At 42.4% G+C, this 16,664-nt stretch carries 14 protein-coding genes and 2 rRNA genes; 15 read left to right on the top strand and 1 reads right to left on the bottom strand.

Annotation, left to right across the window (positions count from 1 at the left end; all coding sequences use genetic code 11):
• The 10 genes from GQY27_RS17620 to pssA all read left to right on the top strand — a co-directional run.
• Positions 1–680, top strand: a 23S ribosomal RNA gene (locus tag GQY27_RS17620); the annotation flags it as partial.
• A gap of 135 nt (positions 681–815) precedes the next feature.
• Positions 816–932, top strand: a 5S ribosomal RNA gene (gene rrf / locus GQY27_RS17625).
• 232 nt (positions 933–1,164) lie between these two features.
• Positions 1,165–2,340, top strand: a complete 1,176-nt coding sequence (locus GQY27_RS17630; protein ID WP_160036575.1) for a GNAT family N-acetyltransferase — start codon at positions 1,165–1,167, stop codon at positions 2,338–2,340.
• A gap of 380 nt (positions 2,341–2,720) precedes the next feature.
• Positions 2,721–3,182: a CtsR family transcriptional regulator gene (locus GQY27_RS17635; RefSeq protein ID WP_160036576.1), complete on the top strand. Its 462-nt coding sequence runs from the start codon at positions 2,721–2,723 to the stop codon at positions 3,180–3,182.
• Between the two features lie 51 nt (positions 3,183–3,233).
• Positions 3,234–3,755, top strand: coding sequence for a protein-arginine kinase activator protein McsA (gene mcsA, locus GQY27_RS17640; RefSeq protein ID WP_160036577.1), 522 nt, complete (start codon positions 3,234–3,236; stop codon positions 3,753–3,755).
• 29 nt (positions 3,756–3,784) lie between these two features.
• Complete coding sequence (gene mcsB, locus GQY27_RS17645) at positions 3,785–4,852, top strand: protein-arginine kinase McsB (RefSeq protein ID WP_160036578.1); 1,068 nt, start codon at positions 3,785–3,787, stop codon at positions 4,850–4,852.
• Between the two features lie 198 nt (positions 4,853–5,050).
• Positions 5,051–7,495 carry an ATP-dependent protease ATP-binding subunit ClpC gene (gene clpC, locus GQY27_RS17650; protein ID WP_160036579.1) on the top strand — a complete coding sequence of 815 codons (2,445 nt, stop codon included), beginning with the start codon at positions 5,051–5,053 and terminating at the stop codon, positions 7,493–7,495.
• Between the two features lie 204 nt (positions 7,496–7,699).
• Positions 7,700–9,067 (top strand): DNA repair protein RadA, encoded by a 1,368-nt coding sequence (gene radA, locus GQY27_RS17655; RefSeq protein ID WP_160036580.1) that lies wholly within the window; start codon positions 7,700–7,702, stop codon positions 9,065–9,067.
• 14 nt (positions 9,068–9,081) lie between these two features.
• Complete coding sequence (gene disA, locus GQY27_RS17660; RefSeq protein WP_160036581.1) at positions 9,082–10,158, top strand: DNA integrity scanning diadenylate cyclase DisA; 1,077 nt, start codon at positions 9,082–9,084, stop codon at positions 10,156–10,158.
• 58 nt (positions 10,159–10,216) lie between these two features.
• Positions 10,217–10,942 (top strand): CDP-diacylglycerol--serine O-phosphatidyltransferase, encoded by a 726-nt coding sequence (gene pssA, locus GQY27_RS17665; protein ID WP_160036582.1) that lies wholly within the window; start codon positions 10,217–10,219, stop codon positions 10,940–10,942.
• A 157-nt stretch (positions 10,943–11,099) separates the two neighbouring features.
• On the opposite strand, the gene GQY27_RS17670 is transcribed toward pssA, so the two are convergent.
• On the bottom strand, positions 11,100–11,495 hold the full coding sequence (locus GQY27_RS17670; RefSeq protein WP_160036583.1) for a nucleoside triphosphate pyrophosphohydrolase family protein: 396 nt from the start codon (positions 11,493–11,495) through the stop codon (positions 11,100–11,102).
• A gap of 192 nt (positions 11,496–11,687) precedes the next feature.
• On the opposite strand from GQY27_RS17670, the gene GQY27_RS17675 reads away from it, so the two are divergent.
• The 5 genes from GQY27_RS17675 (at position 11,688) to cysE (ending at position 16,664) form a co-directional block, all read left to right on the top strand.
• Positions 11,688–12,776, top strand: a complete 1,089-nt coding sequence (locus GQY27_RS17675; RefSeq protein ID WP_160036584.1) for a PIN/TRAM domain-containing protein — start codon at positions 11,688–11,690, stop codon at positions 12,774–12,776.
• A gap of 73 nt (positions 12,777–12,849) precedes the next feature.
• On the top strand, positions 12,850–13,545 hold the full coding sequence (gene ispD, locus GQY27_RS17680; RefSeq protein WP_160036585.1) for a 2-C-methyl-D-erythritol 4-phosphate cytidylyltransferase: 696 nt from the start codon (positions 12,850–12,852) through the stop codon (positions 13,543–13,545).
• Positions 13,542–14,030: a 2-C-methyl-D-erythritol 2,4-cyclodiphosphate synthase gene (ispF, locus tag GQY27_RS17685; protein WP_160036586.1), complete on the top strand. Its 489-nt coding sequence runs from the start codon at positions 13,542–13,544 to the stop codon at positions 14,028–14,030. The genes ispD and ispF overlap by 4 nt, the downstream gene beginning before the upstream one ends.
• Positions 14,031–14,054: 24 nt before the next feature.
• A complete protein-coding gene (gltX, locus tag GQY27_RS17690; protein ID WP_160036587.1) occupies positions 14,055–15,509 on the top strand; it encodes a glutamate--tRNA ligase in 1,455 nt (484 codons plus the stop codon).
• A 471-nt stretch (positions 15,510–15,980) separates the two neighbouring features.
• The gene (gene cysE / locus GQY27_RS17695) at positions 15,981–16,664 is read left to right on the top strand and encodes a serine O-acetyltransferase (RefSeq protein ID WP_160036588.1); all 684 of its coding nucleotides are present in this window, start codon (positions 15,981–15,983) and stop codon (positions 16,662–16,664) included.

The following is a 16,664-nucleotide window of genomic DNA, read 5'->3' on the forward strand; positions in this document are numbered from 1 at the left end:
ATCCGGTGCGAGGACAGTGTCAGGTGGGCAGTTTGACTGGGGCGGTCGCCTCCTAAAGAGTAACGGAGGCGCCCAAAGGTTCCCTCAGAATGGTTGGAAATCATTCGCAGAGTGTAAAGGCACAAGGGAGCTTGACTGCGAGACCTACAAGTCGAGCAGGGACGAAAGTCGGGCTTAGTGATCCGGTGGTACCGCATGGAAGGGCCATCGCTCAACGGATAAAAGCTACCCTGGGGATAACAGGCTTATCTCCCCCAAGAGTCCACATCGACGGGGAGGTTTGGCACCTCGATGTCGGCTCATCGCATCCTGGGGCTGAAGTAGGTCCCAAGGGTTGGGCTGTTCGCCCATTAAAGCGGTACGCGAGCTGGGTTCAGAACGTCGTGAGACAGTTCGGTCCCTATCTGTCGTGGGCGTAGGAAATTTGAGAGGAGCTGTCCTTAGTACGAGAGGACCGGGATGGACATACCGCTGGTGTACCAGTTGTTCCGCCAGGAGCATCGCTGGGTAGCTATGTATGGAAGGGATAAGCGCTGAAAGCATCTAAGCGCGAAGCCCACCTCAAGATGAGATTTCCCAATTAGTAAGACCCCTTGAAGACGACGAGGTAGATAGGCTGGGGGTGGAAGTGCAGCAATGCATGGAGCTGACCAGTACTAATCGGTCGAGGGCTTATCCTAAAAATATAAATCGCAAAGATTGTTTCGTATCTAGTTTTCAGGGAGCAAAACCTTGAAAAACGCTATTGGTTTTATACACACTTTATAGTGATGTACCAAAACCAACGCGGATCGCATTTGTTTCACAAATGCTCGTTTGGTGGCGATAGCGGAGGGGTTCCACACGTACCCATCCCGAACACGACCGTTAAGCCCTCCAGCGCCGATGGTACTTGGACCGCAGGGTCCTGGGAGAGTAGGACGTCGCCAAGCAAATAGATAACCGTTGTTGACAATACGTCAGCAACGGTTTTTTTTGTTGCTGATTTATTTACAAATGATGTAGGTTAACTTTCTTCCCAGTCAAACTCTAAGCCAAACATATAAACCAAGGGCAGGGTGCCAGTGCGATTGACTTTTAAGTGAAGCTCTGAGACACTCAGGTTGAGCATAATATTGGAAATAAGGCTGAATATATCCAATAAAATATAAAAGAGGTGACCAGGTGGAAATCAGACAATTAAATGCAGAGGAATACGAGCAAAGTATTAGCTTATCAGAATATGCCTTTCAATATACATTAACACTGGAACAAAAAGAAAAAAGAAAAGAGAGGTTTAAGCCTGAACAATTTTGGGGCATTTTTGAAGAGGGACAATTGCAAGCTAAGCTAACGATCCTTCCTTTTAAAGTATACTTGCAAGGCAAAGTAATGCCTATGGGCGGAATTGCAGGCGTGGCAACCTGGCCAGAGAACCGCCGTAAAGGTCATGTCTCTAAACTACTTAGTCAAGCGCTCAAGGTAATGAAAGAGGAAGGGCAAATTCTATCATTTCTACATCCATTTTCAATTCCATTCTATCGTAAGTATGGTTGGGAGCTATATGCAGAATATAAAAATTACCTTATTTCCTCAAAACAGTTTCCACCTAAAATAGAGTACCCAGGTAAGGTAGTAAGGGATATTAAGGAGATCTCTATTCTGAATAAATTGTATCAGTCTTTTGCAAGCAGCTATCATGGCACGCTTGTTCGAGATGAAGAATGGTGGAAGTATGCCGTCTTAGATAACACTAAACATAGTGCTGTCTATTATTCTCATAATGGGGAACCCCAAGGCTATGTGTTATATGAACTAAAAGATAAAATGCTGGTATGTAATGAATTTGTTTACTTGAATGAAGAAGCACGGGGAGCACTTTGGACTTTTTTCTCAAATCACGATTCCCGTATCGAACAAGTGAAGTTAACGATGGTTCCAGCTGATGATATTCTACCGTATATGCTTCCAGATCCGCGGGTAACCCAAGAAACGATTCCATACTTCATGGGACGAATTGTGGATATAGAGTCTTTTCTGCAACAGTTTACGTTCGAATCTGGAAATAGCTTAGAATTAACGATCCAGATTGAGGATCATGCAGCTCCATGGAATGCCGGACTGTGGAATATATCCATCGATGACCAAGGACAAGCGAAGGTTATAAAGCTAATGGAAGAAAAAGAAGAGACTCAGCCAGATTTAATAGCAGATATTCAAGTTTGGACCGCTCTTTTTCTGGGATATCAACGTCCCGCGCAATTGTTTCATATACAGAAGCTAAAAGGGAAACCGCAAAAAGCAAAAGAATTTGAACACCTTATTCCGGAAGCACAAACCTTACTAATGGATTTCTTCTAATAAATAGGAAACCGCTCTTCTGCCTTCTGTCAGGAGAGTTTTTTTAATAGAGCGAATAATTTAAGGAAATAAGTGAAAAATGAGAAGGGGATCTTACTTGAGATTTCTGTACAGTATGTTATAATGGATATAAAGTCAAAGAAAGTCAAAGTCAACTAAGATCAGATATGATTATTGGTTATACAATATTATTATGTAGTAAGTTAATTTAAGCTCATTTATATATGACACATAGAAGGTTGTATATAAAAGAGAGCATTCATTTAAGCCAAAGAGGTTCGCAGACTAACTAAGATGGGTAATTTATTGGAGCCTCTCTTTGATGAATTTGAATGAATGCAATAGATTAGCTTACCGGTTTTATACAGTGGGGGATGAGGATGCGTAATATTTCTGATATTATCGAACAATATCTGAAAAATATTTTGCAGGATAGCTCTGATGGAATGATTGAAATTCAGAGAAATGATCTAGCAGATAAATTCTCCTGTGTGCCATCCCAGATTAATTATGTAATTAGTACTCGTTTTACTCTTGAAAAAGGTTACCTTGTAGAGAGTAAGCGTGGTGGTGGTGGATATATACGGATACAGCGAGTAGAACTCCCTGCACACTCTGTGCTCGGAGGACATTTCCATCAGCATATTGGGGATGAAATTAACCAGGCTTCCGCAGAAGGTCTTATCTACCAGTTGGAAGAAGCTAAATTTCTTAACAGCCGAGAGGCTGCTTTAATCAAAGCTGCGATGTCTAGAGAAGTATTATTTATAAAGCTTCCCTATCGTGATCAAATCCGTGCTCGGATGTTAAAGGCAATGTTAATTTCGCTCCTCGGTAAGTAGTATGAGTGTCACAGTTTTCTCCGTTGGGAACGAATAAAGGAGGTATGCGGTATGCTTTGTCAAGAATGTAATGAACGTCCGGCTACTCTTCATTTTACGAAGATTGTGAACGGGGAGAAAACGGAATTCCATATTTGTGAAAGCTGCGCACGAGAAAAAGGAGATCATCTAACCGGTATCTCTAATGGGTTCTCAATCCATGGACTCCTTTCAGGCCTTATGGATTTTGAATCTGGGAAATACAAAACAGCTGGTGCACCTGCTCCTGAAACTCTTCAGTGCAAGGAATGCGGGATGACGATACAGCAGTTTAGTAAGCTTAATCGATTTGGCTGTAGCTCATGCTATAAGTACTTTTCTAATCGTTTAGATCCGCTCTTAAAGCGCGTACATGGTAATACAACTCATGTTGGGAAAGTTCCTGTGCGAGCTGGAGGAAAGATTCATTTAAGACGAAGAGTCGAAGAACTAAAAAAAGAACTTCAGGAACAAATTAATCTACAGGAATTCGAGTCTGCAGCTGAATTACGTGACCAGATTCGTGAACTGGAAAGAGAAATAGCAGAAGAGTAAAGTTTGGTAAAGAGCAGGAGGTATGCACTATGTCAGATATCCGGTTTACCGATAAACCACTTAGTGAATGGATGCGTAGTAGCGCAGCTGATTCAGAAATTGTCATTAGCAGCCGGGTAAGAGTGGCACGAAATGTGCAGAGTTTTCCATTTCCTATGTTGGCAACCGACCAGCAATCGAGAGCGGTACTCGATAAGGTAACGGAAGTCCTTCAATTTGATGATATTCATCAGTTTGGCAATTTCCATGTCCTAAATCTGAATGAACTATCTGAACTTGACCAAGAAATACTAGTCGAAAAACATCTCATTAGTCCGAACTTGGCAAATGAATCAAGAAATGGTGCGGTTATTCTTAGTGAAGATGAATCCATTAGTATTATGGTGAATGAAGAGGATCATTTGCGCATTCAATGTTTATACCCTGGCTTTCAGGTTCAAGAAGCGTGGAAACGTGCTTCAGCCATAGATGATGTTTTTGAAGCCCATATCGATTATTCTTTTGATGATCGCAGAGGATATCTAACCAGTTGTCCAACCAATGTAGGGACTGGAGTTCGGGCTTCTGTAATGATGCATTTACCGGCTCTTGTGATGACGAAACAGATAGGCAGGGTACTCACTGCTGTATCCCAAGTAGGTCTTGCTGTAAGAGGAATTTACGGTGAGGGCAGTGAAGCGACAGGAAATCTGTTTCAAATATCGAATCAAATTACATTAGGACAAACTGAAACTGAGATTATCGATAATTTGTATAGTGTTGTTTTACAGATTATAGGTCACGAGCGTAACGCTAGAGAAAGACTCATGACCGATTCTAAACTTCGTATTGCGGATCGTGTGATGAGATCATATGGTATTTTATCTCATGCTTATCTGATGGATTCGAAAGAAGCAGCTCAGCGCATATCTGATGTTCGGCTCGGCATTGATTTAGATCTAATTAGAGAAAAAACAATAGTTGAAATGAATGAACTCAATGTCTTAATCCAGCCAGGTTTTCTTCAGAAAAAATTCGGAAGAACGCTTGAGACAGGAGAAAGAGATATGTACCGGGCACAGTTAATAAGGGAATCTTTTCAAAGAGAAAGTCAGTAGGCATGGGATGTATGGCATAGTGTAAGCTCATTATGAACTATGTTCTTATATGAAGTAATAACCCACACCTTAACATTCTTGTCTCACAAGAACGAGAGTTATGGGATTTACCGACATGTGTCGGCTGGGCAATCATTAGAATAGCCTAGATATATAGATAAAGGAATTATTTTTTAAACTTATGGAGGTGCAAGGAATATGATGTTTGGAAGATTTACGGAACGAGCTCAAAAAGTTCTCGCTTTAGCTCAGGAAGAAGCAGTTCGTTTAGGTCATAATAACATCGGTACCGAACATATTTTGCTCGGCCTGATTCGTGAAGGTGAAGGTATTGCTGCAAAAGCTCTCATCGGCCTTGGCCTTGGTCTTGAAAAAATACAGGATGAGGTAGAAACACTCATTGGCCGCGGCCAAGAGCAGCCTACCAATATTGCATATACGCCGCGTGCGAAAAAAGTAATTGAGCTTTCCATGGATGAGGCTCGTAAGTTGGGCCACACCTATGTGGGAACCGAACATATTTTGCTTGGCTTGATTCGTGAAGGTGAAGGTGTAGCAGCACGTGTGCTGAACAACCTGGGTATTAGCCTTAATAAGGCACGTCAACAAGTCTTGCAACTGCTAGGCAGCAGTGAAGCAGTATCCAGTCATAACGGTACACAAGCCAATGTAAGCACTCCTACACTGGATAGTCTGGCAAGAGATCTTACAGCCACTGCGAGAGAGAGCAATCTTGATCCGGTAATCGGCCGTAGTAAAGAGATTGAGCGTGTTATTCAAGTGCTTAGTCGACGTACCAAAAACAACCCGGTTCTGATTGGTGAACCCGGAGTTGGTAAAACAGCGATTGCAGAAGGCCTTGCTCAGAAGATTATCGCGAATGAAATACCTGAAACACTGCGTGATAAACGGGTAATGACACTAGATATGGGTTCTGTAGTTGCTGGAACGAAGTATCGCGGTGAATTTGAGGATCGACTCAAAAAAATTATGGATGAGATTCGCCAAGCAGGAAATATCATTCTCTTTATTGATGAACTGCACACTCTAATTGGTGCAGGCGGAGCAGAAGGAGCAATCGATGCTTCTAACATTTTAAAACCTGCCCTTGCTCGTGGAGAGCTACAGTGTATTGGTGCGACTACGCTTGATGAGTATCGTAAATATATTGAAAAAGACGCTGCTCTTGAACGTCGTTTCCAGCCAATTACTGTGGATCAGCCATCGGTTGAAGAAGCCATTCAAATCTTGCATGGACTGAGAGATCGTTATGAAGCTCATCACCGTGTAAAAATTACAGATGAGGCAATTGAACAAGCAGTAAAGCTGTCTGACCGTTATATTACAGACCGATTCCTGCCAGATAAAGCGATTGACCTTATTGATGAAGCGGGTTCTAAAGTAAGACTGAATTCTTACACCGTACCGCCTAATCTCAAACAACTAGAAAATCGTCTTGATGATATCCGTAAAGAGAAAGACTCTGCGGTTCAAAGTCAAGAATTTGAAAAAGCAGCAGCGCTGCGTGATACAGAACAGAAAATTCGTGAAGAACTGGATATAACTAAAAATCAGTGGAAAGAAAAACAAGGTCGTACTGATTCAGAAGTAACTCCAGAAGATATCGCTCAAGTGGTAGCAAGCTGGACAGGAATCCCTGTTAGCAAACTGAAACAAGAAGAAACAGATCGTTTGTTAAATATGGAGTCTATTCTTCATGAACGTGTAATCGGCCAAGACGAAGCAGTTGTAGCTGTCAGTCGTGCAATTCGCCGGGCGCGTGCTGGTCTAAAAGATCCAAAACGTCCTATGGGCTCTTTTATCTTCCTCGGACCTACAGGGGTAGGTAAAACAGAACTTGCTCGTGCGCTTGCCGAAGCGATGTTTGGAGATGAAAATGCGGTAATCCGGATTGATATGTCCGAATACATGGAGAAACACTCTACTTCTCGATTGGTAGGAGCGCCTCCAGGATATGTTGGATATGAAGAAGGCGGTCAGCTAACTGAAAAAGTTCGTCGTAAACCGTATTCAGTCGTTCTTTTAGATGAGATCGAAAAAGCTCATCCGGAAGTATTCAATATCTTGCTTCAAGTTCTTGAGGATGGACGTTTGACTGACTCAAAAGGTCGTGTTGTAGATTTCCGTAATACCCTCATTATCTTGACTTCTAATGTGGGTGCAGATGCAATCAAACGTAATTCTACGCTAGGATTTACGGCAGTCGCAGATGCGGGTGCGGAGTATTCTAATATGAAAGGTAAAGTGATGGAGGAACTCAAAAAGAGCTTCCGTCCTGAATTCCTAAACCGGATTGATGAAGTTATTGTTTTCCATTCACTTGAAGAGAAGCATATTGGAGAGATTGTTTCCCTGATGTCTGAAGAACTTCGTAAACGTCTGCGTGAACATGATGTTGATTTCGAACTTACTGACAAGGCAAAAGCCTTCTTAGCGAAAGAAGGATTCGATCCAGCCTACGGTGCAAGACCGCTTCGCCGTGCGATTCAAAAGCACATTGAAGACCGTCTATCTGAGGAACTCCTTACGGGTTCAATTACAAAAGGAGATTTTCTTCTTATTGATGAGAAGGATGGTGCACTCGCTGTTACAAAAAAGAGCAATGTGCCCACTAATTCTTAATAATTGATAGGAATGCCCCCTAATTTATAGGGGGTATTTTTTATTTTTAGTGGTACAGAAGGATTGTCTTTGATGTAAAGTTTGTGATTAAGCTTTACGTTAAAATGCATTCAATGTTAAACTTTTAATAAATCCTTTATTGGTAAATTCGGTATGTAAAATTTATACTTGAAGTTTAAGTAAAGTTAAATGAGGAGAAGTGAAGTGGCTAAAGTAAAAACAAAGTTTTACTGTACAGAATGCGGTTATGAATCGCCGAAATGGTACGGTAAATGTCCAGGTTGCCAGTCATGGAATTCCATGGTGGAGGAAACCGAAAGTATTGTGAAGACACAGGGGAGGAATTCTTCCCTTTTTGATAGTAAAGAAAAACCGCTTCCTATCATAAATATAGAAAGTGACCAAGAACCGCGTATTCTAACTGGCATTCAGGAACTGAATCGAGTTCTTGGCGGAGGAGTAGTACCTGGTTCGTTGATTCTTGTTGGTGGAGATCCGGGTATTGGTAAATCAACGCTCTTACTCCAGACATCTCATGCTATGACAGCTTCAGGGCTGCGCGTCTTGTATATTTCGGGTGAGGAATCGGTTAGACAAACCAAACTGAGAGCAGACCGGCTTGAAGCATTGTCTCCTGATCTATATGTTCTTAGTGAAACCAATATGGAACGGATCGAAGAGGCGGTAAGTCAAGTTGACCCTCATTTTCTGGTGATTGATTCAATTCAGACTGTTTTTTTACCGGAAATAACAAGTGCTCCCGGAAGTGTGGCACAGGTACGAGAATGTACATCACGGTTTATGCGGATTGCGAAAGGGTTAGGCATTGCAACGGTTCTGGTAGGGCATGTTACTAAAGAGGGTTCTATTGCAGGTCCTCGAATGCTCGAACATATGGTGGATTGTGTGCTTTATTTTGAAGGAGAACGTCATCATACGTATCGTTTGCTTCGTGCGGTAAAGAATCGTTTTGGTTCGACGAATGAAATTGGGATTTTCGAGATGGGAGAATCGGGCTTAAGAGAAGTGGCTAATCCATCAGAAATGTTCTTATCTGAGCGACCGCTAGGAGTGGCAGGTTCCACCGTTGTAGCGAGTATGGAAGGAACGCGTCCCATGCTTGTCGAACTTCAGGCACTGATCTCGGCTACGCAATTCCCGTCACCTAGGCGAATGGCTACCGGCGTTGATTATAACCGTATGGCACTGATCATCGCCGTCCTTGAGAAGCGACAAGGAATGTTTCTCCAGAATCAAGATGCTTATCTCAATGTAGCTGGTGGAGTGAAACTGGATGAACCTGCAACCGATTTGGCCATGGCAGTAAGTATAGCTTCCAGTTTTCGCGATTTGCCAACCAAACCCTATGATGTCATATTTGGAGAAGTAGGCTTGACTGGAGAAGTGCGCGGCGTTTCAAGAGCGGAACAAAGAGCCAAAGAAGCGCAGAAACTTGGGTTTAAACGGGTAATTATGCCAGAGAAGAGCTTAAAGGGGTGGAAGCATCCTGTTGGAATAGAACTGATCGGTATTAATACGGTCGGAGATGCACTAGCGGCTGCTTTAGATTAGGGGGCATTGAATAGATGAAAGAATCGAGCCAACTGGATAAAATGAATGAGTTGTTACGTTTGGTTGCACCTGGAACGCCTTTTCGGGAAGGGCTTGAAAATGTCCTGCGTGCAAAAACGGGTGCATTGATTGTTGTCGGCTACAGTCCAGAAGTTATGGAAGTAGTGGATGGTGGATTTTCGATTAATTGCGATTTCTCACCGAACTATTTATATGAACTTGCTAAGATGGATGGAGCGATCATCCTAAGTGAAGATTTGAAACGGATATTGTATGCAAATACGCAGTTAATTCCCGATTCCTCCATTTCTTCATCCGAGACAGGTATTCGTCACCGTACGGCAGAACGTGTAGCAAAACAGACGGGAAAACTGGTTGTTTCCATTTCGCAAAGAAGGAATATTATCACTCTTTACCAAGGAACGCTGCGTTATGCATTGAAAGAAATTGGAGTTATTTTAACAAAAGCGAATCAAGCGATTCAAACTTTGGAGAAATATAAAGCAGTCTTAAACCAGTCACTTACCAATCTGAGTGCCTCCGAGTTTGAAGAATTGGTTACGATTCCTGAAGTAATCAATGTAATACAGCGCGTGGAAATGGTGCTGCGAATCAAGATGGAGATTAAACGCTACATTAATGAACTGGGCAATGAAGGACGTCTGATTAACATGCAGATGGAAGAACTAGTGGCGAATACAGAAGAGGAATCATGGCTTTTGTATAAGGATTATGCCAAAGATAACAGTGATGAGAAGATCAAAGATATTATTAATGGCTTAAAACGATCTACAGATGATGAGCTGCTTGATACCCATCATATTGGCCGGCTTCTCGGATATGGTGCTGCGGCGGCTGCTTCTGAAGAATCAGTAGCTCCAAGAGGATACCGTGTTTTAAGCAAAATTCCAAGATTGCCAAATGTCATTATTCATAATTTAGTTGAAGAATTTGAAAGATTACCACATGTAATTATGGCTACGATTGAGGAGCTTGATGAAGTGGATGGTATTGGTGAAGTTCGCGCTCGAACGATTAAGGATGGCTTGAAGCGCCTGCAAGAACAGATGTTTATTGATCGACAAATGTAAATTAGTTTAGTTTTAAATTTAGAATAAAATTGTACAGTTACACTTACGAGGTGACGTGATGATAACAAAATCAATTCCGAACTTGTTTACTTTAGGTAATCTATCTCTCGGAATGATTGCCATTCTGCTCGCATCCGAAGGTCGTTACAGTTTAGCAGCGATTATGGTTGTTGTAGCGATGCTGATGGATGGACTGGATGGTCGAATTGCTAGAGCTTTAAATGCTCAAAGTGATTTTGGCAAAGAGCTTGATTCCTTATCGGATATGATCTCTTTTGGAGCTGCGCCGGCTTATATAATGTATAGCGTTTCATTTCAGGAGGCACCTATCGCTCTAGCTTGGATTGTAACGTGTCTGTTCCCGATATGCGGGGCTTTGAGGCTGGCTCGCTTTAATGTACGGCCTGGGATTCCGGGGTACTTTACAGGGCTTCCTATTCCTGCTGCGGGCGGTGTACTTGCAACCTTGTCTTTATTCAGTAAAGATATTTCTGCTCCATTCATGATGATTGCAACTTTATTGCTTGCTTATTTGATGATAAGTTCGCTTAAATATCCTAACCTAAAAAAAGTGGGTCTTCCTAAAAAAGCAGTATGGATTGCTCCGCTCGTTGTTCTTTTTTCGATTGCACTTGCGGTACTTTTTTCAGAGCAATTATCTATGTTTGTATTTATACCTCTTGTGCTTTATGCCATATATGGTATGACTCATAATATTGATCTTATTCTAGCCCGGAGTCGCAAGAAGAAAAAGAAAAGAGAAAGAGATGAAACTTCTCATTAAGCTTAAAAAGAAATCATATAATAAATAATCATAAGAAAAAGCATTTACCTTTCCTAGTATGGAGAGATAAATGCTTTTTTAATTTTCTATATTTACTTTTGGAGTCGGTTGATTGTCGGTGTAATGATTAAAAGCTGTTAAAAAGCTGGTTCAGAGATTAGGAGAGGTTGAAGATGCCTAGTGTAGAACACTTTTTAGCTTCCTCTTCGAGCACTTCTTCTAACTGAATATTAAGCAGGTTGCATAGTGCTGACATGTAGAACAGATTACGTCCAAGTTCTGAGCTGATGACTTCTTTGCACTGGTCACACAGATCACCATGTACATGCGTCTGTACCGAAGATTTGGCATCTTCTAGATCGCCATTATGAGCGTAAGATTGCTTGGTTGCATGGAGTTCAATACAACCACAGTCTGTAATGGCTTTAGAAACAGCCCGGTTAACAGAAGCATCCGCTTGTCCATTCTTGGACAGAACGTCAATTAGACTTCGATGGCGGAGCAACAGCTCGGATACTTGGTTCTGAAAAGTTTGCAAACTTGATGCGCTCATATTTTATTTTCACCTCGGTTTATCAGTTGAACTTATTATATGTCAGCACACAAACCATTTTCAACCATCATTTACATAATAGAGAAAATAACAATCATACATTTACCGTTAAAAATACCTCCTTACCACGATTAGGACCTAAAAAATTGGTTCATACTGGATAAAGAAATGTATTTAAGGAGGTGTAGGGACGTGTGGAGAAAGCTTATTTTTATGTTCACGGGGCTTTGCGGAGCATGGTCTGGTTATGCGCTTTATTATTCAGTAGGGCAAACGATCCCTTGGTTAAGTGAGGGGACAAGTACATTCAGAGTAGGTTTGGCTTTAACGTTATTTATGTTAATTGGTGCTGTATCCTTTGTTCTGTTAAGTAGGATGCTTGGATCGCTCCTTGATCTACGGGTAGAAGAAGGGGTCTCTAAACTTGCACGGGTTCCGATGAGTGAACTTGCAGCAGGAGCACTGGGGCTTGGTATAGGTTTATTGTTCTCGTTACTTCTTTATCCTTCACTTAACTGGCTTGGCAGACCGGGGGACTTACTTCAAGTGGCGCTTATGCTCGTATTTGGTTATATGGGGCTTCGGGTTGGTCTTGCCAAAAAAGAAGATTTAGGTTCGTTCTGGACTTCAGGAAGATGGAATACAGGTACAGTGAATGAGGAAAGGCGCATTGAAGAGCATAAAATTCTCGATACGAGTGTAATTATTGATGGCCGGATCGCAGATATTTGTAAAACTGGATTTATTGAAGGGACCATTGTAATTCCTGAATTTGTACTGGAAGAGTTGCAGCATATTGCAGATTCCTCTGATCTACTGAAAAGAAATCGGGGACGCAGAGGGCTCGATATTTTGAATAAAATCCAGAAAGAACTGGAGATTAAAGTCCTGATCTATGAGGGGGATTTTGAAGAAATCTCTGAGGTAGACAGCAAGCTAGTAAAACTAGCGAAAGTCCTGCAAGGTAAAGTAGTGACGAACGATTTTAATCTTAATAAAGTATGTGAACTTCAAGGTGTTTCTGTCCTTAATATTAATGATCTTGCTAATGCAGTAAAGCCGGTTGTACTTCCTGGTGAGGAAATTATGGTTCAGATTATTAAAGATGGAAAAGAACATGGTCAAGGTGTAGCCTACTTAGATGATGGTACAATGATAGTCGTTGAAGGCGGACGCGAGTATATTGGTACAATGATGGAAGTCTTGGTGACGAGTGTACTGCAGACTTCTGCCGGAAGAATGATTTTTGCTAAGCCGAAACTGTTGGAAAAAGCGCAATAAAGCGTTATGATGGAGAGTAAGTGTTCATGCACTGGATACTGACAGATGACGGACAAGGCAGGGGTAATTGTATATGACAAAATCATGGGGGGCAGTCATTGTAGCAGCAGGAAGAGGCTCACGAATGAAGACAAGTGAGAGCAAACAGTTTCTGCTGTTGCAAGACAAGCCCATTTTTATACATACACTTGAAGTGTTTAACCGCATACCTATGATTAAGGATATCATTGTGGTAACTGGTGCGCCCGATGTAAAGCGGTGTGAAGAATGGATTAAGCAATCTGGACTTCATGACCATCGGACTTTCGTTGTTGCAGGAGGGAAGGAACGGCAAGATTCGGTTTATGCGGGTCTCCAGAAGCTTGAGACGGATTATGTACTTATCCACGATGGCGTCCGTCCTTTTGTCCAGCCAAATCATATTGAAGCATGTATGAAGACGGCAGAACAATTTGGGGCTGCAGTGCTTGCTGTTCCTGTCAAAGATACGATTAAGCAGGTAAGTACAGATGGAATAATAACTGCGACCCCCGATCGGAGCAGTCTGTGGAGCATTCAAACCCCACAGGCTTTTCGTCTTTCGGATGTAAAAGAGGCGCATAAACTAGCGGTAGAATCAGGTTTTTCAGGAACCGATGATGCTATGCTGGTTGAACGTCTGGGAAGACAGGTTATGATTGTAGAGGGCAGTTATACCAATATCAAGATTACCACACCGGAAGATCTAGATTATGCTGCATTTATGCAAAAAGGGGAGAGAGAACAATGATTCGAGTAGGACAAGGTTTTGATGTCCATCAGTTGGTGGAAGGCAGGCCATGTATTATCGGCGGTGTAACGATTCCTTATGAAAAAGGCTTGATTGGTCATTCTGATGCTGATGTATTACTGCATGCAGTCAGCGATGCAATCCTCGGCGCACTAGGCTTGGGGGATATCGGTAAGCATTTTCCTGATACGGATCCTGTATTTAAGGATGCTGACAGCTTGAAGCTGCTGGAGCGAGTCTGGGAGCTTGCAGAAGAACGCGGATATAAGCTTGGAAATATCGATTCTACTATTATTGCACAAAAGCCAAAAATGGCTCCTTATATTCCGCAAATGGCGGAAATCATCGCTAAGGCACTACGTGCTGAGGTGTCGCAAGTGAATGTAAAAGCAACGACAACAGAACAGTTAGGTTTCGCAGGACGAGGAGAAGGAATTGCCGCGCAATCGGTTGTCTGCCTGATCCAACCTGTGCTATCATCTTGAGATAAACAATTCGGAGGGGATATTATGAGCACGGAAGTCCGCGTGCGTTACGCGCCAAGCCCAACAGGTCATTTACATATTGGGAATGCCAGAACGGCGCTTTTCAATTATTTGTATGCTAGAAACCAAGGTGGAAAATTTATTATTCGTATCGAAGATACCGATGTGAAACGGAACGTGGAGGGTGGAGAAGAAAGTCAGCTCAAGTACCTGAAATGGCTCGGTATGGACTGGGATGAAAGTGTTGATGTACCGGGGGAATATGGACCTTACCGTCAGACGGAACGTCTTGATATTTACCGTAAATATTGGCAGGATCTTATTGACCGTGGTCTTGCTTACTTCTGCTACTGTACGGAGGAAGAACTCGAGCAGGAGAGAGAAGAGCAAACAGCCCGCGGAGAAACTCCGCGCTACTCTGGTAAACACCGGAATCTAACGGAAGAACAGCGTAAGGCATTTGAAGCAGAAGGCCGTGTGCCAAGCGTGCGTTTCCGTGTACCGGATGAGAAGATTTATACTTTTGATGATATGGTAAAAGGAACGATCTCTTTTAACTCGAAAGAGACCGGTGACTTTGTTATTGTCAAAAAGGATGGAATTCCTACGTATAACTTTGCAGTTGTAGTAGATGATTATTTAATGAAGATCTCTCATGTGCTGCGTGGGGAAGATCATATCTCGAATACACCAAGACAGCTCATGATCTACGAAGCTCTTGGATGGGAACCTCCAATCTTTGGTCATATGACACTGATCGTGAATGAGAATCACAAAAAACTCAGTAAGCGGGATGAGTCTATCATCCAATTTATTGAGCAGTATGACAAACTGGGGTACTTGCCGGAAGCGATGTTTAATTTTATTTCCTTATTAGGCTGGTCTCCAGAAGGTGAAGAGGAAATTTATAGCAAAGATGAGCTGATTAAGATTTTTGATCCAAGCCGTCTTTCAAAATCCCCAGCTGTGTTTGATACAAACAAACTGGCTCATTTAAATAATACGTACATTAAAAATGCGGACACGGATCGGATTGCTAAACTTGCCATCCCTCATTTGCAAAAAGCAGAACGCTTGCCTGCTGAACTTAGTCCAGAACAAGAAAGCTGGGCTAAAGAATTAGTAGCTCTCTATCAAGAGCAAATGACGGCGGCTTCTGATATTGTTGAATTATCTGCTCTGTTCTTCAAAGAAGAAGTGGAATTTGAAGGTGATGCTGCTGCCATCCTTAAGGAGGAACAAGTTCCTGTAGTTCTTCGTGCTTTTGCTGATAAAGTAGCCGTAGAGGAAGATTTTTCAGCACCCCGTATGGCTGCACTTATTAAAGAGGTTCAGAAAGAAACAGGCTTTAAAGGGAAACAACTCTTTATGCCAATTCGTGTGGCTCTAACGGGTCAGACGCATGGACGCGATTTGAACAAGACGATTTACTTGCTAGGTCGTGAGAAGGTTCTTTCCCGTTTGAATGCACGACTATAGAACAAGGGTAATAAAGTAATCAAAACGAATGTTTCTTGTTCTTGTCAGTATGCGTTCTTTTCGTTAAGATATAAGAAATAATAATGTAAGTAACGATTATTCAATAGCTGTGATCAGGAGAAGTAGGCGGTGTGGTTGTGAACCAGAGAAGATAACCAGGAAAGGCCATGAGGGCCTTCAGGCTGAAAGTTATCTCACAATTTGCCGATCGAAATGCGCCTGGGAGCTGCGCTTCCGAACCTGGCCCCTTGTATGCGATAAACAAGGCACGGCAGGTAGGTAGCGACGTGTCGTCCTCGTTATCGGACGTTCAAAGATAGTTATGCTCGTGATGAACATAGCTAAGCAGAGTGGAACCGCGGAACTATAACGCCTCTGCAGCCTATATGGGCTGCAGAGGTGTTTTTTTTCATAGACCTTGCAAGCAATTCGAAATTAAGACGGTGCTTGGTGCCAAAGAGGGGAACAGACATGTTTAGAAAATTGAAATCGGATATTCAGGCAGTATTTGATAACGATCCTGCAGCTAGAAGCTGGTTTGAGGTCATCTTTACGTATTCCGGCTTACATGCGATCTGGGCTCACCGACTGGCTCACCGTTTTTACCGAAGAGGATGGTTTACCATGGCGAGAACCATTTCCCAAGCGAGTCGTTTTACGACAGGCATTGAAATACATCCTGGTGCTACGATTGGAGAACGGCTTTTTATAGATCATGGTATGGGTGTAGTGATCGGGGAGACTTGCGAGATTGGTGATGATGTTGTTATCTATCAGGGGGTAACTTTAGGGGGAACAGGCAAAGAGAAAGGAAAACGACATCCGACGATCGGGAATAATGTCGTAATTTCATCTGGATCTAAAGTGCTTGGTTCATTTAAAGTAGGAGATTACAGTAATATTGGTGCCAATTCAGTTGTCCTGAAAGAAATTCCTCCAAATAGCACAGTGGTAGGGATACCAGGACGAGTAGTAAAACAGGATGGCAAACGAATCGATCGTTTAAGTCAGCAGCTTCCTGACCCGATTATTGACTCCATGCGAGAACTCCAGCTTGAGATCTATGAACTGCGGGAAGAACTAAAAAAGCTGAAATCTCTGAAAGAGCAGGACTGCCTTGAAAAAGAACCGGTGGTTCGTGGTAACAAAGTGTAA

The sequence above is a fragment of the Paenibacillus sp. An7 genome (assembly GCF_009870785.1).
Classification (GTDB): domain Bacteria; phylum Bacillota; class Bacilli; order Paenibacillales; family Paenibacillaceae; genus Paenibacillus.